This window comes from Colwellia sp. MB3u-41, from assembly GCF_014076845.1.
Lineage (GTDB): Bacteria > Pseudomonadota > Gammaproteobacteria > Enterobacterales > Alteromonadaceae > Colwellia_A.
In genome coordinates this window covers 1-26,848 of the sequence record NZ_JACGUT010000072.1, presented here as the reverse complement: position 1 = coordinate 26,848, position 26,848 = coordinate 1, and the positions used below count along the sequence as shown (strand labels likewise).

At 37.5% G+C, this 26,848-nt stretch carries 29 protein-coding genes; 13 read left to right on the top strand and 16 right to left on the bottom strand.

From position 1 onward, the window contains the following. Positions 1–172: 172 nt before the first annotated feature. The 8 genes from H4J73_RS06880 to H4J73_RS06845 all read left to right on the top strand — a co-directional run bounded on the left by H4J73_RS06880 (position 173) and on the right by H4J73_RS06845 (position 9,374). A complete protein-coding gene (locus H4J73_RS06880) occupies positions 173–1,465 on the top strand; it encodes a WecB/TagA/CpsF family glycosyltransferase (protein WP_259366658.1) in 1,293 nt (430 codons plus the stop codon). Positions 1,466–1,473: 8 nt separating this feature from the next. Next, a complete protein-coding gene (locus H4J73_RS06875) occupies positions 1,474–2,172 on the top strand; it encodes a sugar transferase (protein ID WP_259366659.1) in 699 nt (232 codons plus the stop codon). Between the two features lie 369 nt (positions 2,173–2,541). Next, complete coding sequence (locus H4J73_RS06870; RefSeq protein ID WP_259367930.1) at positions 2,542–3,831, top strand: polysaccharide biosynthesis/export family protein; 1,290 nt, start codon at positions 2,542–2,544, stop codon at positions 3,829–3,831. Positions 3,832–3,839: 8 nt separating this feature from the next. Continuing rightward, positions 3,840–5,234 carry a hypothetical protein gene (locus tag H4J73_RS06865; protein WP_259366661.1) on the top strand — a complete coding sequence of 465 codons (1,395 nt, stop codon included), beginning with the start codon at positions 3,840–3,842 and terminating at the stop codon, positions 5,232–5,234. Beyond that, a complete protein-coding gene (locus tag H4J73_RS06860) occupies positions 5,189–6,457 on the top strand; it encodes an O-antigen ligase family protein (RefSeq protein ID WP_182223870.1) in 1,269 nt (422 codons plus the stop codon). Before H4J73_RS06865 ends, H4J73_RS06860 begins: the two co-directional genes overlap by 46 nt. Beyond that, the gene (locus tag H4J73_RS06855; RefSeq protein ID WP_182223869.1) at positions 6,450–7,541 is read left to right on the top strand and encodes a polysaccharide pyruvyl transferase family protein; all 1,092 of its coding nucleotides are present in this window, start codon (positions 6,450–6,452) and stop codon (positions 7,539–7,541) included. Before H4J73_RS06860 ends, H4J73_RS06855 begins: the two co-directional genes overlap by 8 nt. Positions 7,542–7,545: 4 nt before the next feature. Next, positions 7,546–8,490 (top strand): glycosyltransferase family 2 protein, encoded by a 945-nt coding sequence (locus H4J73_RS06850; protein WP_182179351.1) that lies wholly within the window; start codon positions 7,546–7,548, stop codon positions 8,488–8,490. A gap of 38 nt (positions 8,491–8,528) precedes the next feature. Continuing rightward, complete coding sequence (locus H4J73_RS06845) at positions 8,529–9,374, top strand: glycosyltransferase family 2 protein (protein WP_182179349.1); 846 nt, start codon at positions 8,529–8,531, stop codon at positions 9,372–9,374. Positions 9,375–9,569: 195 nt separating this feature from the next. Here the strand turns inward: H4J73_RS06845 and H4J73_RS06840 are convergent, their stop codons facing one another. The 4 genes from H4J73_RS06840 to H4J73_RS06825 all read right to left on the bottom strand — a co-directional run bounded on the left by H4J73_RS06840 (position 9,570) and on the right by H4J73_RS06825 (position 13,942). Then, complete coding sequence (locus tag H4J73_RS06840) at positions 9,570–9,977, bottom strand: hypothetical protein (protein WP_259366662.1); 408 nt, start codon at positions 9,975–9,977, stop codon at positions 9,570–9,572. A gap of 24 nt (positions 9,978–10,001) precedes the next feature. Then, a complete protein-coding gene (locus tag H4J73_RS06835; RefSeq protein ID WP_182179347.1) occupies positions 10,002–11,012 on the bottom strand; it encodes a glycosyltransferase family A protein in 1,011 nt (336 codons plus the stop codon). Further along, positions 11,005–12,279 carry an oligosaccharide flippase family protein gene (locus H4J73_RS06830; protein ID WP_310649643.1) on the bottom strand — a complete coding sequence of 425 codons (1,275 nt, stop codon included), beginning with the start codon at positions 12,277–12,279 and terminating at the stop codon, positions 11,005–11,007. Before H4J73_RS06830 ends, H4J73_RS06835 begins: the two co-directional genes overlap by 8 nt. Before the next feature lie 208 nt (positions 12,280–12,487). Next, positions 12,488–13,942, bottom strand: a complete 1,455-nt coding sequence (locus H4J73_RS06825) for a sigma-54 dependent transcriptional regulator (RefSeq protein WP_182179345.1) — start codon at positions 13,940–13,942, stop codon at positions 12,488–12,490. Between the two features lie 556 nt (positions 13,943–14,498). Between H4J73_RS06825 and H4J73_RS06820 the strand changes: the two genes are divergently transcribed. Both H4J73_RS06820 and H4J73_RS06815 read left to right on the top strand, forming a co-directional pair. Further along, entirely contained in the window at positions 14,499–15,563 is a 1,065-nt protein-coding gene (locus H4J73_RS06820; protein ID WP_182179343.1) for an ice-binding family protein, read from the top strand. A gap of 575 nt (positions 15,564–16,138) precedes the next feature. Further along, complete coding sequence (locus H4J73_RS06815) at positions 16,139–16,372, top strand: hypothetical protein (protein ID WP_182223868.1); 234 nt, start codon at positions 16,139–16,141, stop codon at positions 16,370–16,372. Between the two features lie 693 nt (positions 16,373–17,065). Here the strand turns inward: H4J73_RS06815 and H4J73_RS06810 are convergent. From H4J73_RS06810 to H4J73_RS06800, 4 genes are all read right to left on the bottom strand, one after another. Next, positions 17,066–17,320 (bottom strand): hypothetical protein, encoded by a 255-nt coding sequence (locus tag H4J73_RS06810; protein ID WP_182179339.1) that lies wholly within the window; start codon positions 17,318–17,320, stop codon positions 17,066–17,068. Continuing rightward, on the bottom strand, positions 17,310–17,534 hold the full coding sequence (locus tag H4J73_RS06805; protein ID WP_182179337.1) for a hypothetical protein: 225 nt from the start codon (positions 17,532–17,534) through the stop codon (positions 17,310–17,312). The genes H4J73_RS06810 and H4J73_RS06805 overlap by 11 nt, the downstream gene beginning before the upstream one ends. Before the next feature lie 60 nt (positions 17,535–17,594). Further along, positions 17,595–17,720 carry a hypothetical protein gene (locus H4J73_RS20430; protein WP_259366663.1) on the bottom strand — a complete coding sequence of 42 codons (126 nt, stop codon included), beginning with the start codon at positions 17,718–17,720 and terminating at the stop codon, positions 17,595–17,597. 176 nt (positions 17,721–17,896) lie between these two features. Then, a complete protein-coding gene (locus H4J73_RS06800) occupies positions 17,897–18,613 on the bottom strand; it encodes a riboflavin synthase subunit alpha (protein ID WP_182179333.1) in 717 nt (238 codons plus the stop codon). A 237-nt stretch (positions 18,614–18,850) separates the two neighbouring features. On the opposite strand from H4J73_RS06800, the gene H4J73_RS06795 reads away from it, so the two are divergent. Then, complete coding sequence (locus H4J73_RS06795) at positions 18,851–19,024, top strand: hypothetical protein (protein WP_182179331.1); 174 nt, start codon at positions 18,851–18,853, stop codon at positions 19,022–19,024. 682 nt (positions 19,025–19,706) lie between these two features. On the opposite strand, the gene H4J73_RS06790 is transcribed toward H4J73_RS06795, so the two are convergent. The 6 genes from H4J73_RS06790 to H4J73_RS06765 form a co-directional block, all read right to left on the bottom strand. Beyond that, positions 19,707–20,264: a YbhB/YbcL family Raf kinase inhibitor-like protein gene (locus H4J73_RS06790; protein ID WP_182223867.1), complete on the bottom strand. Its 558-nt coding sequence runs from the start codon at positions 20,262–20,264 to the stop codon at positions 19,707–19,709. 93 nt (positions 20,265–20,357) lie between these two features. Beyond that, positions 20,358–21,161 (bottom strand): helix-turn-helix transcriptional regulator, encoded by an 804-nt coding sequence (locus H4J73_RS06785; RefSeq protein WP_182179327.1) that lies wholly within the window; start codon positions 21,159–21,161, stop codon positions 20,358–20,360. Positions 21,162–21,258: 97 nt separating this feature from the next. Then, positions 21,259–21,615, bottom strand: coding sequence for an alpha/beta hydrolase-fold protein (locus H4J73_RS06780; RefSeq protein WP_182179325.1), 357 nt, complete (start codon positions 21,613–21,615; stop codon positions 21,259–21,261). Between the two features lie 152 nt (positions 21,616–21,767). Next, positions 21,768–21,908, bottom strand: a complete 141-nt coding sequence (locus H4J73_RS20950) for an alpha/beta hydrolase-fold protein (RefSeq protein ID WP_182179323.1) — start codon at positions 21,906–21,908, stop codon at positions 21,768–21,770. A 250-nt stretch (positions 21,909–22,158) separates the two neighbouring features. Next, positions 22,159–22,782 (bottom strand): class I SAM-dependent methyltransferase, encoded by a 624-nt coding sequence (locus H4J73_RS06770; protein ID WP_182179321.1) that lies wholly within the window; start codon positions 22,780–22,782, stop codon positions 22,159–22,161. A 127-nt stretch (positions 22,783–22,909) separates the two neighbouring features. After that, positions 22,910–23,428 carry a GNAT family N-acetyltransferase gene (locus H4J73_RS06765; protein ID WP_220460656.1) on the bottom strand — a complete coding sequence of 173 codons (519 nt, stop codon included), beginning with the start codon at positions 23,426–23,428 and terminating at the stop codon, positions 22,910–22,912. Between the two features lie 404 nt (positions 23,429–23,832). Here H4J73_RS06765 and H4J73_RS06760 point away from each other — a divergent pair, with 404 nt between their 5' ends. Both H4J73_RS06760 and H4J73_RS06755 read left to right on the top strand, forming a co-directional pair. Then, positions 23,833–24,078, top strand: coding sequence for a type II toxin-antitoxin system CcdA family antitoxin (locus H4J73_RS06760; RefSeq protein WP_182179317.1), 246 nt, complete (start codon positions 23,833–23,835; stop codon positions 24,076–24,078). Continuing rightward, positions 24,078–24,395, top strand: a complete 318-nt coding sequence (locus H4J73_RS06755; RefSeq protein WP_182179315.1) for a CcdB family protein — start codon at positions 24,078–24,080, stop codon at positions 24,393–24,395. Before H4J73_RS06760 ends, H4J73_RS06755 begins: the two co-directional genes overlap by 1 nt. A 127-nt stretch (positions 24,396–24,522) precedes the next feature. Here H4J73_RS06755 and H4J73_RS06750 read toward each other — a convergent pair whose 3' ends face one another. After that, positions 24,523–24,732: a hypothetical protein gene (locus H4J73_RS06750; RefSeq protein ID WP_182179313.1), complete on the bottom strand. Its 210-nt coding sequence runs from the start codon at positions 24,730–24,732 to the stop codon at positions 24,523–24,525. Positions 24,733–25,245: 513 nt separating this feature from the next. Further along, complete coding sequence (locus H4J73_RS06745) at positions 25,246–26,079, bottom strand: alpha/beta hydrolase-fold protein (RefSeq protein WP_310649644.1); 834 nt, start codon at positions 26,077–26,079, stop codon at positions 25,246–25,248. Positions 26,080–26,848 lie beyond the last annotated feature (769 nt).

Genomic DNA, 26,848 nt, shown 5'->3' with positions numbered 1-26,848 from the left:
CCAAAACGATAATTAAAATTATAAAATCATCCTCACAAATAAATAAACAATAAAAACAATGACTTATTATTATAAAAGTTGGCATGATTTAAGCTGCACTACTTATGATAAATTGATAAGGACAACCACCGGTTCTACTTAACCCTAATATTTCTAGTTTGCGGAGAAAAAAATGTCATCTAAATTTATACAAATAATGTTCAAGCCGAAGAATATAGAAATAAAGCAATCACAAGATAAGCTCTATAAGGGATGTGAATTTAACCGAGTCATTAGTACGTGTTTATTAGTACTATGTTTACCGATTATTGTTGTAAATACCGTGCTGGCACTTTTGCAAAAAAAATCAGTACTGCAACAAGTACGACATCAGGATTGTTTAAACCGAGTAGTCGACTATTATCATTTTAGTTCAGGTGTGATGAAAAATATAGCGGCATTAGGGGCGGTAGTTAGCAAACGTATTAGTTTATGTGGTATGCCAATAAATATCGAGCTGACCAGCAAAGATAAAGCCGCGTTGTCTCACTATAGACACATTCAAGCAGGTTTCTTTGATGCAATAACAGTGCATCAATCTGGTGGGTTGCATACTGTTGATAAAGTCGTTTTACTTGAAAAACAATTTTCAGGGACACGAACCAGTTACCTTTTACTGATATGTAGAGGGGTAATAAGTCAATTAATTTTTAGCAGGGAGAGTTCACACTTACATTGCCCTGAAAAATTTTCCCTTTTTGGGCTAAAAATTAATAACGATTACATGGCGGAGGCAATAAACTGGGTAATGACTAAACCCTTGGAGCCTACAATCAAACAAAGATGTAAAGTCAGTTTTTTTGTCAATGTAAATTCGGTTAACCTAGCGCATAAATCCCCAAAATTCAAAGTTCATATTAATCAAGCAGACCGTTGTTTTGCTGATGGTTTAGGCATGCGTATTGCTGCTAAAAAAATTGGAATACAGCTTAAAGATAATGTCAACGGCACTGATATGTTGCCACGGTTATGCAAGGCGGCTATTGCAAATAATGTATCAATTTATTTACTGGGTGGAAAACCTAATGTTGCCGAAACTACAGCCAAAAATCTTTGCGGGCAATATCCAGGGCTGCAAATTGCTGGCAGCGAACATGGTTATTTCGAGGCAAGCAGTTCTCTTAAAGTGATTGATAAAATCAATGGATCCAATGCAGACATTTTGCTCGTTGCAATGGGCTCTCCTGCGCAAGAAAAATGGCTCATTCAACATAAAAATCTCATTAATTGTCGGACGGCTCTGGCGGTTGGTGGTTTATTTGATTTTTACTCTGGAAAGATATCTCGTGCGCCACTATGGATGAGAGAGCTTGGCATGGAATGGGTATGGCGCCTTATTCAAGAGCCTAAAGTAAAGTTCACTCGTTACATTATAGGTAACCCTTTATTTTTAATTCGTACTTTTATACTTAATCAAGCAAGCTAAGGATATTAATGATGAATATTGACAATATATTTTATCTAGAGACGCCAGCGGAGCAAGACATTGCAACTAATTTCGACTTGCCTAGACAGGAGCAGACTTTGGGTAAACATCGTGGAATACCTTTGTTTATTCAAAGGTTAATAGCGCTAGTGGCATTAATCCTGTTGACGCCGATTTTACTCATTACCACCGTCATTATTTGTTTAGAAAGTAAGGGGAGCTTTTTATACAGTCAAGATCGTATCGGTAAATATGGTCGGCATTTCAGAATGTACAAATTTCGTTCAATGTATCTTAAAAGTGATCCAAACTACCAAGAACCTGATCCAAGTCAAAGTGATCGTGACGGTGTCTGTAAGAAGTACAAAAAGGACCCACGTATTACCACTATGGGCTGGTTCATCCGAAAATTTTCCATTGATGAACTACCACAGTTTTACAATATTATCATCGGTGATATGGTTTTAATCGGCCCTCGCCCTGCATTGTCAAATGAAGTCGATGAATATTCATACCTTGCCTTAGGCCGCCTTAATGGCTTACCAGGACTGTCTGGCTTATGGCAAGTATCTGGGCGAGCAGACACCAATTTTAAAACCCAAGTTAATCTCGATAAGAGTTACTTGTGGCAACAAAGTACCTTATTGGATATCAAGATCATACTGGCTACGATCCCCGTTGTCTTAAAAGCTCAAGGGGCTTATTAATTAATCGATAAAGAATTTACCAATAAAATAACCTACAAATAAGCGATATCAACATCGCTTATTCTACCCGATATCGCTATGAATTCACACTTTCCATATAATACTACAACCCAATAAAAATATTTCATTGGGTTTGTTGTTGCTCTAAACAATCATATTAAGGGCTTCTTAGCAGAACATCATCCCTTTTACTGTGTTTCGCAAATTAAAAACCATCCTTATAACGCCTCCCAAAATGCAAAAACAATTTGCAAGTAAAAGTAAAAGCCAAAAAAAACATATACTTATGTTTTTTTATTGTTGGCTTACTTAGTGCAATAAATATTTATCTGTAAGGATCCGTCCCAGTACCAATAAAGGGAATATTTCATGAAAAATATTTGGTTTAACTTAAACACCCTATTAAAGGCGATGTTAGTCGGTGCTTTATTAGGTGTCACTACCTTAAGTGGGTGTGCCAACAATGATAGCTTACAAGAAATAAGTAATCACTCTTCAGGCTTTTATGGCTCAATCAATGATCATGGAGAGCTATTCACTCAGCAAAGTATCCCAACCAAGGCTTTTGAAAGTCAATTAAATTGTACTGATAAAGATCAGTTTGCTGCACCACTGAATTACCGGGTAGACAAACCGATATTATCATCATCACCAAGCCAGACCCCCTTGCCTACTAATATTAATCCCTCTCGTAATGCCTTACCTCTTAGCCCCGGAGATATGTTAGAAATTATGATGGAATATGGAGAAGGATTTAATGGTATCTATGTATTGGATAATTTTGGACTATTAACTCTACCAATACTCAATGCAATAGATGCATCTGGCATGTCGCCTAAGTACCTGTCTGAGCAGATCGAATTAGCACTCATTAAAGCTCATATTTTTCGCTCAGCGACTGCAACTGTAAACGTTAAAGTTCTCCACTTGGCGGCCATAGAAATTCCTGTAACAGGTGCTGTTTTCCAACCGGGAAGAGTCTTAATTAACGATAAAAGTGCAACAGAAAGAATGGACCAAAGAGTAAATGCTAGTGGTGATTACAGCAACAAAAGATTACTTTCAGAAGCGCTCCGAGCGGCATCAGGGATTCGACCTGATGCAAAACTAGACCAGATTATACTGATACGCCAAGGCTGGCAAATTGAAGTTGATTTAACCGGAATATTAACTGGTTTACCCGTAAAGGACTATCCCTTGATTGCCGGCGATCAAGTGATAGTACCTAGTACTGGATGTTTTCAATCTCACCTAGTGCGCCCCAGTCAAATAACCCCAAAGGGTTTTCGTGTGTTTATGTCTAACTTAATTGATTCTGCGCTAAGTAACTCCAGTGCAAACGTCACGAGTTATTCCACCAATCTGCCCTATGGAACTAAATTGCTCCAAGCTGCAGTCTCAGCAAATTGTGTTGGTGGAAAAGAATGGACTAATGCCTCACGTAAAGTCATGTTGGCGAGTATCAATCCAATGACAAATCAAACTCAGGTAATTGAGCGTTCGATAGAACAATTGGTCCGAGAAGCCAATCGTGATGAAATTAATCCTTACGTTATGCCTAATGATGCCATTGCTTGTTACGACTCTAGTGTAACCAATTTGCGTGATGTCGCACGAACTGTTTTAGATGTAATAACTCCATTTACCTTGTTATTTTAGGACGCTTTATGATGCAATATCCAATAGCCATTTTAACCCCTAGCAGCAGTTTTAGAGCTACAATTTATCGTTTTTTCAAGTGGCCTTATTTAACATTTACCTTAGGAGGTTATGTATTAATTATGCTCATCGTCTTTTTATATTTGGGCAAAGCGCCTGTTTATAAAAGTGAATTAGAATTAGTTTTACCAGGCACTGGCACCTCTTCCAGTGTCTCTATCGACAATGTTGGTCAGGTGGTATCAACTACCAGCGCACCTTTTTCGGGTGGTGGATATAACCCAAGAGTAAATTACAAAGAAATGCTATTAAGCCGCGGCGTATTAGCATTGGCTCGTGAAAAAATGTTTTTGTCGGAAATTGGCTATGGACTACCAAAGGTAAAGTTAACCGCCCAAACCTCCATTCTAGCTGTTAGCATCATAGGTATCAGTGCTAAACAAGCGAATGCAAAAGCTTGGGCGCTTTATCAAAGTTTACAAGAAGAATTAAATCGTCTGCGTGCCGATGAAATCAAACGTCGAGATGAGAGTACTCAGGGAGTGCTTGATGATTATCGGGTGAGGCTAAACGAGGCGCGCGCTAATATTTTACAGTTCCAAGAGGGCTCTTTTTTAGTCTCCCAAGATCAGTTCATGTTACTGGTGACCAGTTTACAAAGTATTAAAGAAAAACAGCTCTACCTAAAAGCCCAAGCCGCTAATCTTGGTGATTACAGTTATGGCTTGAGCGAAAGCTTAGGTGTATCGTCCACTTTAGCTGGTAAGGCTTTGTTATTGCAATCAGATGTTGAGTTTAGAGGTTTACTTAAAGAGCTTGATACCAGTACATCTCAACTTTTAGAGTATCAATCTCGCTGGGGAATCGGTCACCCCAAAGTGATTGCTGAACAACAGCGTTACGATGGGGCACGCGAAGCCTTGCTGCACAGAAGTAACGAATTAGCTGGTCCACATGCCGCAAATCTCTTCGCTCACTCTGATCTTGAAGTCAATCCAAAACGTGCCCAAATGTTTGCTGATTTAATTGAGGCTAAAGCTCGTCAACAAGGTACTCAGGCGGAAATAAATGACTTACAGCGCTCTGAATTGCAACTCAGTGATCAGTTAAAAATATTTGCCCGAGAGTCTGCAGTGCTAGATCAATTGCAGCGAAGATTTGATCTGGCTGAAGCTATTTTCACCTCTGCTGCAGCGAGATTAGAAGCAGGTAAAGCGGATGTTTTTGCTTCATATCCTGTCTTACAACTACTAACAGAACCGTCACTACCGACTAAAATAGACAGTCCCATTCCTGAGCTTGGAGTGGCTGCAGGTATAGTGGGTTTCATTTTCCTTACCTCAGGAGTAACAGTTTTATGGAATCGCAGGCGCATTATCAGGATACTTTTGAAAAGAAGCTAATAGTTGGGGCTTTGCTATTTACCTACCCAATATACGCTATTGGTGGTCTTTATATCACGGGCTCAGTTTTGGGTTGGACAGTGTTAGCTTTGGTTGCACTGAGGGCTTTTATTGAAGGTGAAAATTCTTTTACTGGTATTCCAGTACTAGTTTGGCTATGGATCATTGGGATGTTAGTGATGCTAATAAGTCTTTGGGTCGCACATGAACAATGGTCTTTAGGTAGCACTCAAACGATCAAAAGCACCGTTGGATGGACAAAAGGCTGGGCACTTTTGGGTTTGTTTCCAATGCTGGGGGCAATAGTCAAGCTTAAACCTGAAGTCTTAATAAGAGCGGTGTGCATCGTTGCCAAACATAGCGCTATATTTGGTGTTGTAACATGGTTACTTTACATGACTGGATTGCCAGGGAAATTATTTATCTCCCCCCTGCAAATTTTGGGCGGTTCAGGGGAGAATTTTTTTATGGTCAGTCTTTACCAAACCAATCCAGAGGTAGCTGCTGGACGTTGGCAATTTTTTGCACCTTGGGCTACTGCTGCCGGATTACTTAGCTGCCTTTTTGTTATTTTTTGTTTACAAGAAAAAGATAAAAACTACCGTAATTGGGGACTTACCGGCTGTATAGTGATGGCTTTATTGTCACAATCTCGTGCAGGCTGGGCTATTTTCATCGTAATTGTCCCAACATATATGCTTGCCAGCCAAGTTAACAAACCTTGGCTACTGATCGCTTTTGGACTGCTGTTGCCCATTATTTTACTCTTAGGTGAACCCTTATATGAATCAGTAATTAATATCTATCAACAAGTTAAAGAAGCACGCCCCGCATCCACTCGTGTGCGTGCTGCGCTTGAAAACCTTGCTATTCAGCGTTGGCGTGATGAAGCACCTATTTGGGGACATGGCATCGTTGAGTCAGGTCCAAAAATTGTTGAGTTTATGCCTATTGGTTCACATCACAGCTGGTATGGCTTACTCTTCGTTAAAGGACTTGTTGGTTTTTTTGCATTGGCCATCCCAATGATCTTGAGTACGTTATATCTATTGATTTTTGCCCATAGCAGCATTCAGGCTCGCTCGGCACTTTGTATGCTGTTGATTATTATCAGCTACAGTTTTTTTGAAAATCTTGAAATTTTGGCCTATTTATATTGGCCAGCGCTATTTTGGATCGGCATGGTACTTAAAAATCTTCAAGGCAGAGGTCAACATGTTTAAAAAATTCAATGCCTACCTCATGGGCTATTATGGGATGAATAATACCGGTGACGACGTTTTACTTTATACAAGCCGCTGGGCAATACATCATCTATTGGGATATCAAAGACACTTAGTGAGCAGCACTAGTAGCATTAGCTGTCCAGAATTTGGTGATATTTTGGCTTTTCCTTCGGCTAAATTTCGTGGTCACCATCGTCTGTTGCATTATAGAAATGCGTTGCTAAGTGAAAATATAATCTTTGGGGGGGGCTCGGTTTTACATAGTGAAAAGGACATCCAATTTAAACGACACCTAATTACATTAACCAACGGTAAATCAAGTCGTTGTGTTGGTGTAGGTATTGAGGCATTCGAATCTATTAAGGCAGAAAAAGCTTGTGCTAAATTTTTATCTGAATGTGGTTTTATTGGTGTACGAGATGCCAACAGTTTAGAAATAGCCAAGGCTATTGCACCAATGGCTAATGTAAAACTAACCTTTGATCTTGCGCCATTACTGTTATGTCATCAGTCCAATCGTCTCGTGGCAATAGAACGAAAAGGAGTGATGTTCAATTTTTGTCAACAGGCCGTAGACGCCTTCGGCCACACCAATGTTGATAATGAACATCGCCGCATCAAAACAGCCATTGAGGCTATTGAAAAAATCTGGCAGCAGACTCATGAAGATGTTTATCTCTTAGATTTCAATGGACATCCTGTTTTTGGTGACTTTCATGTACATCAGCAAATAATCCTTGGTTTACCCGACTATATCCCCGTGGTCCATATTCCCTATGATCCAAACCCATTTCGCGTATTACAGCGAATGGCTCGGTTTAAAGCAACCGTCTCGATGAGACTACACGCGGCGATAATGTCTTACTTGGCGAATACTCCCTCTATATCGATAATTTATCATACAAAGTGTAAGAGTTGGTGTGAGCAGGTTGGGGTTCCTGAGCAATATCAATTTGACGCGGTAGAACTTTGTCCTAAAACCTTGACTGACACCTTAACAAAAGGCCTTAGTATCGGTTTCTCTTTGCCGACGATGAAGACCGATGAGGCTATTAAAGCGACATTATTAAATTGGAGATAATGGTATGAATACAACAAAGTTTTCAGTAGTAGTCCCCTTATTCAATAAGGCTAAAAGTGTTTGCCAAACCCTTAAGTCCATCAGTCAACAACGCTTTCTAGCGGCAGAAATTATTATTGTTGATGATGGCTCAACTGATGGTAGTGCAGAAAAAGTTTTAGCCCTTCACCTTCCGCAGGTTAGGTTAGTCAAACAAAAAAATCTAGGGGTATCTGCTGCCCGAAATTATGGCGTTTCTCTAGCGAAATATGAACATATCGCCTTTATCGACGCCGATGATCAATGGTCACCGTTTTTTTTATTGGAAATGAGTAAATTGATTGAACGTTTCCCCGGCCACGAATTCTTTGCAAGTAATTACCAAAAAGTTGGTAAGCATGGTATTTTTATCGATCCCAACCTTGCTATAGGTCACATTCCTCCTCAAGGATGTGTGCTTAACAATTATTTTTCCATTGCCGGACATGGCGATCTGCCGTTTATGGCATCTAGCACGGTCATAACACGCCGTTTATTTAAGCAAGTTGGCGGGTTCCCTCTTGGTGAAACTATGGGAGAAGATCAAGCATTATTTTCCCAAATCGCTATAAGGGCAAGCATTGTTTACTCACCCTTAGTCCTATTAAAATATCACATAGACAGTGAAAATAGAGCCTGTGACAGACACCTGCCTAATGACTTATTGCCTTTTGCCAAGCGACTAGTCGACTGGGTAGAGAATAAGTCTACTGATGCTCGTTTGAATAAAGCTATTTTAACTTATTGTGCAGCGCATACCTGTCAGTTAGTTAAGTTAAATCTAGCGGCCGGAAACCTAGTAATAGCAAAGCAATTATTGAAATATCCATGCTGTAAGTTTAAACCTTTTCATCACTTTGGCTTTTATGTCTGGCTAATAGTGAAACTTATTTCATCTCCAAGAGCTTATTTTACTCAGCTTAAAGAGTAATCCATTCATATGAACAGACATCAGTACAAGGCAATATTATGAAATTAAATGCTATTTGTATCATCAAAAATGAAGTCGATATCATTATAGAAACGCTCAATAATGCTTTGCGCTTTTGTGACAATATCTATGTCTTTGACAATGGCTCAACCGATGGCAGTTGGGAGCTCATCTGTGGGAAAGCGGCAAAAGATCCTAGAGTTGTCATCGCCGCTCATAGCGATGAAATCTACCGAAATCAATTAAGGAATAGGATCTATAATATGTTTCATTCGCGCTTTTTGGCATCTGATTGGTGGTACATCTTGGATGCTGATGAAATGCTAACAGACGATCCCCGTCCAATGTTAATTAAGGCAATGCAGGGTAAAAAAAATCAAATGCGCGTATGGCAAGCGCAGTTTTACTTCACTGATAATGACTTAGCGGCATACCAGAAAGAAGATAAAACGCTGTTGGTCTCACAGCGGCGGCGTTATTATCGCATAAATTGGCGAGAACCACGCTTTTTCAAAAATTCGCCAGAGAAAAGTTGGCCTGAAGATATGAGTGGTAAGGTGCCGCCGTTTTGTCGTAAATTATATCATCCATCGCCTATTTGTCGCCATTACGCTCAACGCACGCCAGAACAGATAAAAATGCGCAGAGAAATTCGTCTAAATAACCCTTTTAGTTTTTTACATATTAAAAACAAATCTGATGATGACTGGCTAAAAAAATCAGCTGAGTGTTTTTATCATAATGACAATAAAAAAATGGTCTTTCCACTGATGGACAGATTAAGTTTTTACGCAAGTCAAACCAGATACTGGTTGATCTGGCGCGCCAAGAATGTGTTATCACTAAAAGATAAGCTCATTGCCAAGTTTTTTGGTCCGATATAGCGGTCGTCAGCCCTAACAGAGCCTTTGTTAAAGCAACTCGGGTAAATCTTTAAGAGCAGTTTCTCTGCAGTTTAACTATGGCATACTGTTCTTGACTTTTGAGTAACTGATAGACAAGCTTAAACGATTAAAAAACTCATTGTTACTGAGTATTTCAATCATTTTTAATGAAACTATTTTAACTTAATAATATTTTTATATGTCATTAAACCATCCCCACAAGCCCATTGAAACACCTTCCAGTAAATCGATACCCAAAGCTGATTTGAGCAGATATAAGATAACTAAACCCGATGCTGAGCTTAATAAGACAAACACGCTAAATATAACGAATAATGCCGCTAGCGCTAATGATTTTTCTCGCCGGTTAAGCGAACGGAGATTGAGCCCCATTAACAACACATAATATATGCGGTATTCAGTAAAAAAAATAGGGATTGTTCCTCTTACATCAACTTTATGTTTACGATACTTGGCGGTTCCTATCGCCACTTTAATATGTTCGAGTTCGCTATCACTAAATTTGGCTGCAGACATCTGAGGTAGGCGACTCAGGAAGTTCATGATGTCGGGATCTTGTCTAATTGCTTTTTTATTATTCAAAAAAAACTCCTTTGTTGTAAGTAGTTAACGGATACTATGGCCACAATACTTAACATAATTGATAACTATATTCTCCAACATACGATGACACGACAGGGGTAAGATTGATATTAATGCGAAGCCAAACGTTGCAAAGGTCCGGATTGGTTCTTCAACTATGATTCTAGGATCAGTAATTAGCGCTTTGTGGATTAACTTAAGTGCACTCCAGCTATTGCCGGAACGAATAGCCCTTCGAGCAAGGTAACGAAGTTGATAGGCCCTAGCCAAAGCCAGATAACGTTGAAAAAATTCTTCATGGCCGACAATATTTTTTTTCACAGCTAAGCACCAATTCGCGTATTGCTTTGTTACATTGGCCGATAGTCCGCTATTGTTTATTCGATAATAGGTCAGAGGGACATCAATACCTTCAAACCTCCACCTTTCATGTAATGCGATCCTGAGCCAGAGTTCAATATCTTCAGATTGACTTAACTCTTCATCAAATACACAGAGATGACCCGTTTTTGGACACTCAAAAGTCATTTCGCGAAGTAGTCGATGACGGATCACCGGCGCAGAGCCATTACCAACAGGATTACGGCAGAAGATATCTTTACAGGTGATCTTTTTTAGCTTGGGGAATTGGCCTATACCCATTAGTCCCCCTTGTTCATTGACAAATAAAGAAGGGCAATAACTTACACCTACATTGGGATGACTATTCAAATGATTAACATGATAGGCTAGTTTTTCACTTGCCCAAAAGTCATCAGCATCAAGCAAAGCAACATAGAGTCCTCTAGCGGCAAGAATGCCGCTATTACGCGCACCTGACAAACCTCTATTGACTTGTTGAATAAGCTTAATACGTGGATCAGTAAATTGCCTAAGTTTATCTAGTGTGCTGTCTGTACTGCCATCGTTAACACAGATCACTTCAAAGTTTTGAAACGTTTGAGCTAATACAGATTCAATACACTGTTGAATATGATCTTCAACGTTATACATAGGAATAACCACTGTTACTATCGGTAACGATTGTTTATTCATTAGTTTTACTCCTTATTGACAGTGATTTAAATGAGGTAATATTCTGGCTAATGGTTGGCCTAAAAAGTAGAGCCAATAGCCAAGTTGTACTACTTGCCAATACAACTAAAGCGAAAACTTCTGGCGTCTTTGTTTGGAAAATCAGTAAACCCAGTGTACTGGCAAGTAAGCAAAACAAACGCACGTATAATTCACATTGATAGGCTCCCTGTGATCGTAATATATTGCAATGAGTGTCAATGTAAAGTCCAGATAATGCCGCTAAACATAACAATGAAATAACAAGGTATTGCTGTTGCCATTGTTGGTCAAACAGCAACGGTACGTAAAAAGGTACGGCGACGGCTTGCAACAAAAATAACAATGCAACGGCAGTAGTAACCAGATAGATCCAACGGATATATTGTGATAATTGACCTTGTCTGTGTTTATCACAAAGGTAGGGGTAAAGTGCTGAATTAAATGCATTATTAAGCGACTGACTTAAGCCAACGCCAGCACTTTTTGCGAAGCTATACAGCCCAAACATTTCTGGACTTAATAAACGAGCACCAATTAGCATGTCAAGTTGCATGCGTAATGCCCTTGCTAATTCGGTTAACAGTAATTGACCAGAGGTGCGGCAAAGCAGCAAAAATGTACTAAGCTGAAAGCCAATACCAAAGTGTTTCACCGGAGCGAAATAAAATAGGCATACCCATAGGAGTCCAAACACCCATTTTCCATAGACAATGGACATAATGCCAAAATCAAAGATGGTAAATATAGTAATGGTTAGGTTTTCAGCCAGAATACAGCTGGCATTTCGTACACTATAGAAACGCATATTACTTGCACGGTGAATTAAAAATACTTTAATACTGACCAACGGATACAGTAGATAAACACTGGCCATCGCTACGAGTAATTGAGTCACCTCGGGATTATTATAAAAATTTCCAACAGGTTTAGCTAAAGTCGTCTGAATTCCAGCTAACGACAGACACACTAACCATTGTAATATCGCGCCATTTTTAGCATATTGCTTGAGTTTATCTTCAGAGCACTGGATGATTTGTGCGCCCGCACCTGAGCGTAATATCAGCCTAAGAACTTCATGGCAGGCTAATGCGAGCATGACGGTACCATATTCAATAGCTGATAAATGAGCGGCTAAAGCTAAGATCACGAGTATCCTAGAAATTTTAGCAGCAGCCTCTGTCAGTAATAACCAAGTGGTGTTATCGAGTAAACGTCTATTTTCAACTTGCATTAATTCAAATTTCACAACGCTTACCTGATCAAGAGAATTATAATAAATAACTCAAGAATCGTTCCAAGTATACAGAAAATCAACTAATTGAATTTTAAGGGGTATTTTTTTATTGAATCTAAATATTGAGCTTTTTTGCTATTTGCACAAAAATAATTTGCAGATAGCGAAAAATAGCAAAAAGAAAAACAGATGGATAATGCGTTATAAAATGGCGTTATTGCTATTCTTGCCACTGTTGTATCTTACGATACAAAGTCGAAGGACTGACTCGAAGTAAACTGGCCGCTTTGACAATATTATCGCTGCAAGCAGCAATAGCATGTTCAATAGCTGCTTTTTCAACGGCTGCTAAACTGCGCACCTCAGCATAATTGTCAAACAAAGATGTAGATTCTTCATCCGACAATCGGTCTGTTAAATTATAGGTATCTAATGGCGGCCTTTTACTGATCAGTCTACTCGCCTGCCCTTCGTTGAGTTGTAACTGTCGAGCTAAATTATTTTCAGTCAACAAAGGGCCTTCTGACATCACCACGGCACTGTGAATAATATTTTCAAGCTGCCTGACATTACCAGGCCAACTGTAGTGATTGATTAACTTTTCTGCATCAGCAGACATACCAACAAATATTTTTTTTTCGATATCACTAAAGCGATTAATAAAATATTGAGCTATTTGACTGGCGTCTTGCTCTCTTTCACATAAAGGAGGCAGGTTAATTGAAATAACGTTTAGTCTATAATACAAGTCTTCTCGCAAATGGCCATCAGCGATAGCTTCAAAGGGTAATCTGTTGGTGGCACTGATAAATCGAATATCAACTTTTTCTGTTTTACTGCTGCCGACTCTTTGAAAAGTCCCCGTTTGAATAAATCTTAGGATTTTGGCCTGTAAAGCGATATCCATCTCACCTAATTCATCCAAAAACAAAGTACCATTGTGAGCAAGTGTCGCGGCACCATCGCGGTTTGATATCGCACCAGAAAACGCGCCTTTGATATGGCCAAATATTTCAGACTCCATCAGCTCGCGTGGAATAGCTGCACAGTTAAGGCATATCAAGGGTTTATCTTTTCGCAGACTTAAATTGTGTATGGCATCAGCGGCAAGTTCTTTACCTGAGCCACTTGGCCCAGTAATAAATACCGATGCAGAACTTACTGCACAATGTTCGATGGCATCATAAACAAATTGCATAGCCGTAGATTGGCCGATAAAATGTTCAAAGTGACGTTTTCGTTTAGATTGCACCTGATCTAGGGTATGGCGCAATAAGCTTCGCTCTGCAAGGACTTCCCTAAAAATCAAGGCCTGCTGTATACTTAGCCTTAACTCCTTGTTATCCCAGGGTTTCTTTATATACCCCCATATTTTACCCGCATTTATTGCGCTTATTACATCAATCAGTTCTGTATAGGCAGTCAGCATAATTCTTACGGTGTCTGGCCATTCAATAGCAACTTTTTCCAAAAATTCATTACCATTCATGCCTGGCATATTTTTATCTGAAATAACAATATCAATGTAATTTTTCTCTAGAATACTCAGTCCTTCTTCTGCAGTAATGGCGGTATGTACTTCTAAGTTTAAATCATGAACCAAACGCTTCAAAGATAATAAGATATTTATCTCATCATCAACAAATAAAATACTTGCATTAGTTTGTCTGGTCATTGGCAATATCTACTTAGTTGCTTAGATAGGTATATATTCACAATGGCACATTCTTAAGCTATTTTCACTTATTAGTTTTTTTATCGATGAATAAAATAAAAAAAATATCTGCACGTTGTTGTACATAGCTTAGAAAATTGAAAGAACGACTTCTCAATCAATGAATAAAGCCTAGTTTTCTGGTTTAGTATTACTCTCTGGTCAATGTTATAGAAAAGATCAGATCTCAGTAGATATTTTTAAAATAAGTCCCTTTATTAGCAAATTGCGAAAATCAGTGTGCCAATTGATCGGTTAACCGATACCAATAAAAATAAAACAAATAAAATCAATAGGTTAAAAAACATAATAAATTGGCATGATTGTGGCTATATAGAACTGTAACCTGAGAAGTTTATGAGTCGTTAACGAAACTCATGCGCTCTTCTTAATTACGCTAATCCAAATTTTTGTTATACGACACCCCCTTATCGAGGCTAGTAAGGTCCAGGAGATTTAGTGGCGATAATAATGGGCACAGATCAATATAATTTATATTTAAGTTAGGGGCAGGTATATGAATAACAAACAGTCGACTATTTTTTTATGCAGTATATTACTCAACTCAACCGCGTCGGTAGCCGACTCATTGCTCGGTCCTGACTTGTTAGGTTACTCAGCCATTGCTGGTGCTGCACTCACTATAGAAGCGGATGCCGTTGTCAGTAATAATCTTGGTGCACAGGCGGCAATTACTATAGGAGCAGGGAGTTATACTGCAAATATATATGCTGGCGCTGCCGTTGCGATAGGAGATGGTTCTAACACTGAGAATATCTATGCTGGAGAAGCTGCTGGTATAGCCGCTAATGGCAGTGCTGAAAATATCTATGCTCTTGCCGCTGTTGTAGTCGGCGCTAATGGTGCTACTGCAAACATCTATTCTGGTGCAGCAGTAGGTTTGGGGGCTGGCTCTACTTCAGGCGACGTTTATGCCGCAGGAGCAATTACTGGCGTGGGGGCAAACAGTATAACCGCTTACACTGATACCTCTGAAAGTATAAATGCATATAAACAAACGCTAAACATGGTAAATGCGCTTGAACAGATAGTGAGTGCTCAAGCAACTTTATTCGAGCTCGAAAATGATTTTGTTATCCCAACAACATTGGGGTCTTATGTCTTTGAACCTGGAGTATATGGAGGGTCGGCTCTAACCATAACAGCGGGAGCGACCATTACGCTTGATGGCAATGGTGAAGAGAGTCCACTTTGGATTTTTAATCTTAGTGGTGCTCTGTCTGCAGGGGCTGGTAACATATTCGAAATAATTAACGCTGGCGGAGGGGCTAGTGTTATTTGGAATATAGGGGGTGCTGCAACACTAGGTGCTCAGGCCTCTTTTATTGGTACTGTTTTTTCTTATGGAGCAATAACTGGCGGTGCTGGTTCAAACGTTAGTTGTGGAAACTTATTTTCTCTAGCAGCGGTTGGAATAGGTTCACTAACATCGACTAATTGCATCGGTACAGACACATGGGATGGCTCAATTAATGGGCTAAATGATAGCCTCAATATTACAAATGGCGTCGCGTCAAACGGTATATCCGTACCATTGAAAACGTGTCCGAAAAATTGGTAAACCTTTTTTATAAAGCTCACAGACTACGTTAGGTACAAGGCTGTATTATCTTAGTTTAAATGAGTGACAGGGAAATTCAAGATAAATGAGGTTCCTTATTAGCCATCTATTGACGCCTATTATAGGCCTACCTAGTCTTATAATAGGCGTCATAAATAAGTCATAGTAACGAAAATAAAATTCACCATTATTTTACCCAAAAATAACATATTATCATTTAAACTCAGTCATTAATTTTATTAACTATAATACTCACAAGCGCTGATAAAACCGCCAACTTTTTAGTGGTGACTATTGATTACCAACATCTAATACTAGCCTTTGAAGCATAACAATAATAATAGTTTTTATCACCCTTTTATGTCGAATAGACATAATGCTCACTTTCAGCATCATTAGCTCTTCTAGCTTCATCGAGTAATCATATTTCAGGGGGTAGTATGGCTCTAGCGAGAGCGATATATTGCTTTTTTTTTAGATAATCTAACCCCCCTGCTCATCGTAAAAAAGTTGAGTAAATCCATGCTACCGATCTATAACATCATGGCAATAGCACCAAAAGTTAAAATATAGCGATGGCAACTAACAATGAACGTGGTCTTCTCTGTTTTATTACAGCAAAATCTTTATCAACTTATTCATTAAAAGCGGCTTATTACTTTGTTCATGAATATAACGTTGCTATTTTGAATACACAAATAGCACATAAACCCAAAAATAGTATTAATTTTAAAGTTCGTGTCCAGCAGCATAACAAAACCGTGCCCAACTCATTTGACTACTTCAACGTTGCAAAATGCGAGGCATAAAGAGAAATTATATGACAATAGAATACATAAAACCTAACTCCCCACCTAACGTTATTATTTTAAGTTGTATTTTTTTGTATATATTTTGCTCTAAATGCCAGAGCAGGTTTGATTAATTCTGAAAATGCAGCATTAGATGGTTTACCTACAGATAATGGCATCATAGAATTCAGTGATGCTTTCATGGCCGATTTCGTAACTGTACGTTTTGGCTTTGATAGTAATTCGGACAGAATTTTAGATACTAAGATAGAATCTCCATGAGATATAGACAACATAAAAAGGTACTCATAATAATTTAATACTGCTAATTATTTTATATAACTTTGAATGTAATACCTATTTAAGCAGAAAAATACTGACTAAAATAGAGTGAAATGTGGTTTAACAAACTTATGTGGGTGTAATGTCCAAGTAAAACACCGAGTATTAATGAAAGAATAAAAGCTCTACCTGTTGGGGTTAACGAGTTCAAAGGATTTACCTCAAATCCTTTTCCTAAAGAGTAAGCTGTATAAAGCTAGGTTATTCAACACGGGCATTAAATATAGAGCAGTAAACCATTATTACTGTTGTCTTTTGCCGTGTAATTGCATAATAGCTGGTTAAAATAAGCAAGGAACGAGCAACAACCCGTGATTAATTTTGCTTTACCCGAGTTTTAAGGCATTGTTATGAGTAAATTTAGATAAACTACGTTCGCTTTACATCTAGAATATTACTGATTTCTGACCTTAAACGTATTAAAGAATCTAGATGGTTATTTGAAACTTTCTCACCTTCTTCAGAGCAACGTAATTGGGAAAATTTAACAATATTTAGCGCCATATCTATTTTTTCTATTAAAGCATAAGCATCATCAGGTATTGGGTTAATCCATTGTGCTGAAGCTGATAAATCCTTACTCCCATTATCAGATAAGAATGTCATTAGTTCGTCACAGTGCATAGGTTACCCTTACTTTAAGCGCCACATTAAGAGGCAAATGATAGTTGACTAAAATAAGCGATGATGGAGCAAATAGCCAACTGTTATTTTTATTTTTTAACAGCTTGTTAGCCTTTTTACAGCAAACCAATTTATTAATAAAATCCTGATATGCTTTTATTGCTTTGTCTTTTTTCATCGTTTTGGCATGCTCAGTATTTGGAATAATAGCCAAAACCTTAACCTGACTTGATGGTATATTGTAAAGTTATTTGGAGTTTTCCATTGGAGTACTTTAATCATTATCACCGATTAAGAAAAGTAATGGTTTTCTATCTTTTTTAATGAAATCACCATTGTTTATTTCTGCTAATTCAGGTGATAAATTAACTGAATAAAATAGTTTTGACCAACTAGGCATCAAAGTATCTACTAACACAGGAACTGTACTAATGGCACCATCAAGAATTAGTGCATCTATTTATTTATTAGCGGCAAGATAACTTGCAACTACAGTTCCCATTGATAAACCATGGATAATTGTTGGTAAATTAGTCGCAAAGCGATGGCAAACTGTTATTATCGCGTTTAAGCAACTTAGTTGCTCTTACTTACGGGCAGTTCAGAACTATGGCCTAATGAATTAACATCGATACCTTGCTCCATGAGTAGCTTTTCGAACAATGGAAGTAAAGGGCCCAAACTTTCATGAAGCGTATCTCTTACAGTATCTACTACAACCTGAGTGCCACGTTCTATTTCAACGTTAATATTATCACCGACAATCTTATCTTCGAATACAGTCATTCTACGTGTTTCTGGAATTAACCAAACTTCAAACCAGTTCTCTTGTTTATTTACTTGGGAAACAGTCAAACTTGCTCCATTTAACGCTATGTACCCTTTAGGGAAAATATAACGTTTCCAATCATTCGATAAACTTAAACGTATACAATAATTATCTTCAATCTGAACAATTTTTTCAATTGGCGTATTAAAATCGACATGGCCGGACAATGGATGCCCACCAATTTCAGCGCCATCTTTTGCTGCTCTTTCGACATTTACATCTGAATCGTTTTCATATTCGCTTAAAGCGGTAATCAAAAGACTTTGTAACATAATATCAAATTTAACTCTAACCTCTGAGATTAGTTCTGTTACAGTTAGACAAACGCCATCAACTGCAACACTTGCCCCAACCTCTAAATCATTACAAAATCCAACCTTGAAATCGATAATAAATGTCCTAATACCATTTTTGTCACTAACGTTAACAATCTTAGCTATAGATTGAACTATTCCTGTAAACATAAAACCCTCTCATTATTGAATGTGAAAATATATAACTTTTTTGTCGATTTGAATGCCTTGTTAGGCGAACAGTTTTGTAATTACAATTACTTAATACGAACGACCAAAATAATATAACCGCAACACGGTAAAATACCAAGCAGACAATTTGAACCCTTTATAAAAAAGTGTTGCCGCCTAACGCCCAGCCAACGTTGAAATACAAGAAAAAAAGGTCACTGGGAAATAGATACCGTGATGGAAAAAGCCTCTAAACACTGCATTTTCGCACTCGTTGAACATAAAACAGGTTACACATTGATAGGTCAATTAAATGATGGAACGACTAAATCAACAAACAAGCGAACGATTAATCTCATGAATAAAATGCCCGAACAATTTAAAACAATCACCTCTGATAACGGCTCCTAATTTCATCAATATAAGAAAGTAGAAGAAGCGACTAACTGCCTTCATTACTTTGCTAATCTGCACCACTGCTGGGAGCGTAAACAAACGAAAATACGCACGGGTTAATCAGGCAATACTTGGTCAAAGGAACATCGATGAAAGGGTTAATTCAACAACGATGCAATATCACCGCTGCTAAATTAAATACAAGAAAAAGAAAGCGTCTTGGCTATAAAACACCAGAGCAATGCTTTAATGAATAGTTACTTTTGTTGCACTTTAAACTAAAACTAACCATTCGGTTTAATACTGTGCTTTTACCATAATGCATACAAGCACATGATTTTATTATTAATACCTAAAGTACTATTGAAGGACAACCAGTTGAATTTTTATATTTAATACTAAATGGTGGTTCATCAGAAATTAAAAAATAGTAATACACACCCATGAATTAAAACACAACCATTTGCAAATATGATAGTTTTGAACGTGGGAATTCAACTATTTCAGTGCCATTAGCTGGTGTTGGATCTGCTTTTTTTATGTTGCCTAAAGCAGCTATAATGCGACCCAAAAATGAAATTATAAATACACTCATACTCTAAGAATGCTTAACGCCTTGCTACGCGAAAAATAACGGTTGGATATAATCGTGAAGCGATGGCCAACTGTTATTTTTACGTTTGAGCAACTTATTAGGCTAATCTCGTTTATACAATGATTCAATAGTATTAGATTCTATTGTATTAGCATTGATCATGTAACCAGCTAATGCACCAGAAGCATTTTCAGGTAGATCCAATTTCTCTACTGATAGTGCATGTATTGTAAAACGATAGTGGTGCACACCATGACCAGAAGGAGGACAAGCACCACCAAAGGCCTTGCTACCATAATCATTCTCTATATGCCTGCTTCCCTGCCCAGCAATGTCAGACTTTTTACTACCAGCCCCTGTTGCTATCTCCGTTACATTCTTTGGTATATTCACAATCTGCCAATGCCACCAACCACTACCTGTTGGAGCATCTGGGTCATAAGCGGTAATAGCAAAGCTTTTTGTGCCTTTAGGAGCATTAGACCACTTAAGATGTGGAGACAAATCCACACCGTCACAGCCGAACCCGTTGAATTCCTGCGCTTTAGCCATAAACTCACCGTGTTTAATATCATGACTAGATAATGTAAGAGAACCCGCAAAGGCTGATGCCGAAATGCCAAGAGATAAAACAGTAACAAGCTTGATTGTATTAAGCATAATAATCCTAATTAGTAGTAATTAATTGAAGGCTTATCTTAAAAGTTTGTCTTTAGAAAAATTAGTACTAAAACAATCACATTGTCGCCTTAATCAGTCATTTTTAGTTTTTCTTAATTCTGAAGGAGTTAAGCCAAATCGCCTCTTAAAGCGCTCAGTAAATCGTGACTGTGATTGATAACCACATTTATCTGCAACCACACCAATTGAGTTACACGATGTTTGCAGTAAATGTAATGCTAGGCCTAATCTGGCTTGGTCCTTGATTACTTGAATACTTGTACCTTCTAATTTCAGCTTTCGTCGTAACGTAGATTCGCTCATTGCTAGCTGTTCACAAAGATCTTTAGTGGTTAATTCATGAAAGCCTTGATCAATAAACATCTCGTGTAGTCGATCTTTTATTTTAAGATTACCTAGCATGGTTAATATTTCTTCATGCCCCATATGACACAATAACGAAATAATTTCTCTTTTTCGTAGTGACCACAATTGCTTTGGAGCCCATAATGAAACTTCAATAAATTGTTTTAGACAGCTTTCTAAATCGAATGTTGTTTTACCAATAAAATATTCCTTTTTATTAGAGGCATTGACTTGAAGGCCATTGAAATCTTGATAATCAAACTCGATTAACAGAGCAAAATACTCTTTGCCCTTAGGTATATTTCGCATATCTATCGAAGGACTGTCGGATAAGAAGATAAACTCACCCGAATGACAAGTTAATTCTTTATCTACACCCAACTCTTTATTCCCACTCAGCACTACAATCAATAATGGTTTCGCAATTGGGACATTTAATAGCTTTTGCTCTTTGATGGAAGTGTAAACCGAAAAAGGCTGCTCACTATTTTCATTGAGAGTGTTTTTAATTGTACTAAGTAGAGTTACCATGGAAGCCTATACCTATGAGTGACACTTGAGCCTAATGCCCCTAAAAGGCAAATAATAATGGGCTAAAATAAACGATGAAGGAGCAAATAGCCAACTGTTACTTGTCCATATTGAAATTCTTGATGACTTTTTCAAATTCTTGAATAAATCCCCAGACTGTATTATATCGTTCTGGATAGAGGTTACTTATAGCCCTATCAACAGTGTTCAAATAGACATCTTTGCGTGCTCCATTATAGTTTTCAAAAAAAATTTTTGCATTCTTTAATATCACTTGTTCATCCCACCAAGCACTAAAATCAATAGCCAAATATGAATAAAACGTTTCTGGACTATTAAATAGCGAATGTAAAACAGGCAAACCAGTAAAAGAATAACCTACAAAAGTCCTATATGAATTTGTTCGATAATTTTTATCAACAAAAGGAATTAGTTCTTTCTTTATGAAGTTCAAAAATCATTTGCACCACCACTGACTTCAAGGCCTTTTTCTTCTTTCTCACAGTATCAAATAAGTGAGTTTGTTGAGGATGAATCTCTTACACGATCTTAACTTGTGATAGCGATTACAATCACTTCTGGCATTTTTGGTGTTGCATCACTGCTTTATTGAGCAACAGTTCCTGAAAATGAATGAAAAAACGTTCTCCCATCCAAGAGATACAAAACAGGATATGTAGCGCTTTTATATAAGTCATATGAGTTTGGCAGATAAATCTGGATTTCTCTGTCAGAATTTAGAATCAATGATTTAATTGTAGTGCGTTTACCAATAGTTATGTTGGAAGCATTCTGTGCCAGTGTAATGTTTGAACATAATATAAATACAAAAATAAAAATTTATACATTTTAAATTTCATCCTTGAGAGCCTTTTTTGTTTTTTGATGATTATGTACAAAACCTCAGGTAAACATAACGCCTCGCTAAGCGGAAAATAATGGTTGGCTATAATCGCGAAGCGATGGCCAGCTAATATCTTTCCGTTTAACTAACTTGTTATGCCTTTTTAATTGCTACACCACAGCTGATATAGGATGCAAATTTAGGCATACCTTTTATATAATTGCTCTCAGACCAATCTATAGAAAATCCACTGATTTGTATATTTTCAATCACCGTCCTATTCAAGTTACAGCCACCAAAAACCCTACCCCATAAGCCATTTAAACGATTTTGCCATTTCTTAATTGATTCGTCTGGCGCTTGACCATGCTCACAGAACAGGATTTTACCTCTTGGTTTCAATACTCGATGCATTTGCCTCATAGCTGCAGACCAATCAGGAATAGTACAAAGGGTATAAGTTAAAACAATTGAGTCCACTGAATTGTCATCAAGGGGGATTTGTTCACCCGGAAGGTTTAACCACTCAACCTTAACTTGTGATTTAGCTAAATTTTTATTCGCTTTTTTTCGCATTCCAAGAGATGGTTCAAGCCCCCATACTTTGGTTACCTTATCTGGATTATATAAATCCAGATTGATGGCAGACCCCATACCAATCTCTAAAACATTTCCAAAAGCTAAAGGAACTACTTTTTCTCGAATCTCCATTATGGCACTTGAAGAACAAGCACAATTTATAATATGTGGAAGAATATTGTTTTCATAAAAGCTCAAAAGTTAGCTCCTTTCTAGTTTTAGATTAAAATGCATAACGCCACAATAAGCGGCTAAGTAATAGTTGGCTAAAATAAGCGACGAAAGAGCAAATAGCCAACTGTTTAGTGTCCATTTGAATAACTTGTTATGTGCATCTGCTTAGCACCGAAGTGTTTTTTGAACCTGTAGCTCTTTTTTCAGGGTCATAGAATGTCTCAACCAGATTAAACCCTGCCTTGCGCATCATGCCCGCAGAAGCCAAATTTTCTTCATGGCGTTCGATATAGATATGGCTACATTGTTTATCGCTAGCAAATTTAATCGATTCTTTTAAAAGTTGACTGCCAAGACCTTTACCACTTTGGCTTGAGGCCACAACCACGTCATTTATGTATGCAATATCTGATAGGACAGCATACTTACTTAATTTAGCCGGGCACGCCTCTTTAATGATGAGGACAGCGAAGCCAACGATGTTGGTATCTTCGGCTAAAACGGCTACAGCTTTCCCTTGGTTTATAAGTTGAAATTGATGAACCATGCTCTCATCTGTAATGTAATTCCAATCATTTGGACCTTCTTTTAGAAGAAGAACCTTCATTGCTTGAAAATCAGCTTCATTTAGCTTTCGAGAATGTATTTTCATACGATGACCTCTTGCCATAACGCCCCTATAAGAAGCTAAAAATTGTTTGCTAAAATATTGAGGAACGAAAACAGCAAACTGTTTTTTTCCGTTAGAAGTTTTTGTTAGACTTGGATATGCTTATAAAGCCTAAGTAATACTTTTACATTACAGTAAATTTAAGTGTTAATCATTGCCTGTAAACATCTACCGTTTTGATCTTTTATTATCCCCCTGAGGAATCCAACCTTGCTTTATGAGGTCGTTAACCTCATTGATTAATCCTTTATACGTAGATGTTTTCACAAGTGTATATTCCATTAATAATCTCCTTCGACAAATAGCCAACTGTTATTTGTCCTGCTTGAATGGTTTGTTATGTGCCCTTTACAATACGCATTAGAGTGCGCATAATAAAAACAATGATTACTTGGAGACATACTATGCAAGCATTATACGATTTTGAAGCCCCTAAAAAAGCAACAAACCTTAGCCTAAATAGTGACTTACTAAAGAAAACAAGAGCACTTAACATTAATTTATCTGCAACTTTAGAGCAAGCATTAAAAGATAAATTGAGAAGTATTGAAGCTAAAAGGTGGGTAAAAGAAAATAAAAACGCTATAAAAGCCTACAATGATTTTATAGATGAAAATGGCTGTTTTGGTGACGAGTTTAGAGAGTTTTAATGGCACAATTTGATGTATACATCAACCTAAGTAAAAAAAGCAGGGAAGCATATCCATATATAATTGATATCCAAAATGCATTAATTAGCGATCTCGCAACGAGAATTGTGATCCCTTTAGGAAAGCTTAATCATTTTAGAAATGAAAAGATGGATGGCTTAACTCCAGCGATAGAATATGAAAATGAACAGTTCATTTTACTCACACCACAGATTTCATCAATGCCAGCAAATTTACTCAAAAACCCTGTTGGCTCAGTTGTATCATTAAGAGATGAGATTATTGCAGCGATCGACTTTGCTATTACGGGCATATAACGCCCCATCAAGACGTAAATAATAGTTGGCTAAAATAAGCGACGAAGAATCAAATAGCCAACTGTTTTTTGTCCTGCTTGAATGGCTGGTTAGCTATACACTATTTACACATTCTAATTGGCGAAAACTAAAACACTCGTTTTCCAGATATTGCGATATAAATGGCGACAAAACCAAGCAATGAATATATCCATTCGAAATAATCAATCCCTTGGTAATCGCCTTCCAATGCCATTGTGCCAACCATATACGCTAAAAATAATGACGGAATAGCAAAAACACCTAGTAGAAGTCGAATATTTAGAGGTAATTTTGTACTTTTATTTTTCGTATTCATTGTCCATGCTGTCCTTTGTAAATTTTAGCTAGTGCCAAAAAATATGACCTGTATAGCCAACAACGCAATAAGTGGAAAATTACTGTTGGCTAAAATGTTGAACGGAGTGAAAACAGCCAACTGTTTTTTGTCCGTTTGAATGCCTTGTTATGCGACTTTTACACTACCACAAACCAAACAATTTATATAAATATTGACGACATAAAATACATATTTAAAAAATCACAGTATTGCGACACACTAAACTGTGAGTTTTGAGCCACTAATGAAAAGTGAATTTATCACTTACCTACTTTTTTGGCGAAAAACTATTTAACCAAAAAACTTAAATAGATTTAATTACGCGTAAATAACCAAGGTAAAGAAAAGGCAACTACCACAATTACATCTAATCGAATTCGCAATGCCGCATAACGCCACGTTAAGCGGCAAATAATAGCTGGCTAAAATGTGTGGGGCACGAAGCTAGCCAACTGTTTAGCGTCCGTTTGAGTAACTTGTTATACCCAATTATCACGATTTTTTGAACAGCCAATACAGCCCTTGGATTGCAGTGGTTGGAAACGCTGTTTCATGGTTTGCACCCTCAACTGTCAAGAGCCTAACTTTTACATTTGGAAATTGTTCCCCAGATAGCCTTGACGCAAGCTTATTTGCACCATTGACCATATCATGTTGCGGGGAATCGAGCTCAATAGTTTCCCTAGCACCGACAGCAATAAATATATTGTGTGTGTTTAGATTGGGCTTTGACTTAAGTGTAAGAATATCACTGTTATTAAACCAAACCGACGGACTACTTAAAATATAGTTATTAAACATATCTGGTTTAGTTAAAAAGATATAAGCACCAAATAAGCCACCCAGAGAATTACCTACATAAGTACGTGAATTATTTACCCTGTAGTGAGATTTGATAAATGGGAAGATTGAATCTTCTATGAAAGTAGCATGTTCAAGGGCCTTTCCAGTTTGAAGTTTCCAACTAGTGTCTTTCTTGTGCGTATAATCACGAACGCGGCTTGAAGGTCCTTTAGAACCTTTTGAATATGAAATCCCAACAATTATCGCTTCCTGCATTTTACCTGAATTCATTGGGAAACGAGTGGCACCAGAAACGATTTGAAAACTGTACCAAGCATCCGTTAAATAAATGACAGGATATGATTTTTCATTATTCCGCTTATATGAAGCGGGTAGCTTTATGAATATGGGGTAAACCCTATCGGAAATAGAATCTTTAATCTCGATTACACTACTTCTAGGTATTTCGAAAGAACTTATATTTTGTGCTTTAACTAATTGAGTGAAACTAATTAAAATGAATATTAATGGTAAAAATTTCACCTAAACTCCGTTTTGCGTATAACGCCCAAATAACAGGCTAAGTAATGGTTGGCTAAAATTGTGAAACGAAGCGGAACCTAACCAACTGTTAAAAGTCCTGCTTGAATGGCTTGTTATACGTTTTTTAGCTCTATAGTTTCAAATTGCACAGGTAAACCTGAACCGTCATCAAAACTACAACTTGCTTTAAAAGCACCTATCGCAATTTCTTCTGATGATTGTTCTTAATCATACGCATTATGCAACGCACCTAAAGCATACCAGAGCCCAAGACTTATTGTATTCATCAACGCCACGATAACTATCAAATTCAAAAATACCATTCGGTGTTAAAATTAAGCCATCAATTTGTGATGATTCGATTGGTTGATCATCATTTTCGCTAGTTTCTATAAAATATTCATCTTTCAATATTTGATGGATTTTAATGAGTGATTTGAAAATTGAATGCTTAACTGTAAATTCTAAATCTTTGATTCATCAGCAATAGTTGCATATCCATTTTTTTAACAACTACCAATGTACTCATAAACATCCCTAAACGTATAACGCCCCACTAAGAGGCAAATAATAGTTGGCTAAAGGAAGCGACGAAGGAGCAAATAGCCAGCTATTATTTGTCCTGCTTGAATGCCTTGTTATATTTGCCGAATTCATATACTAAGTGCGACACCCAAGTTAATAAAAACGATGAACTGCGATATCCTTAGTTTTTTGCTCCCGCCAAGAAGTAAAACACTATGAAATACAAGCAGCTCACCGAGGGTGA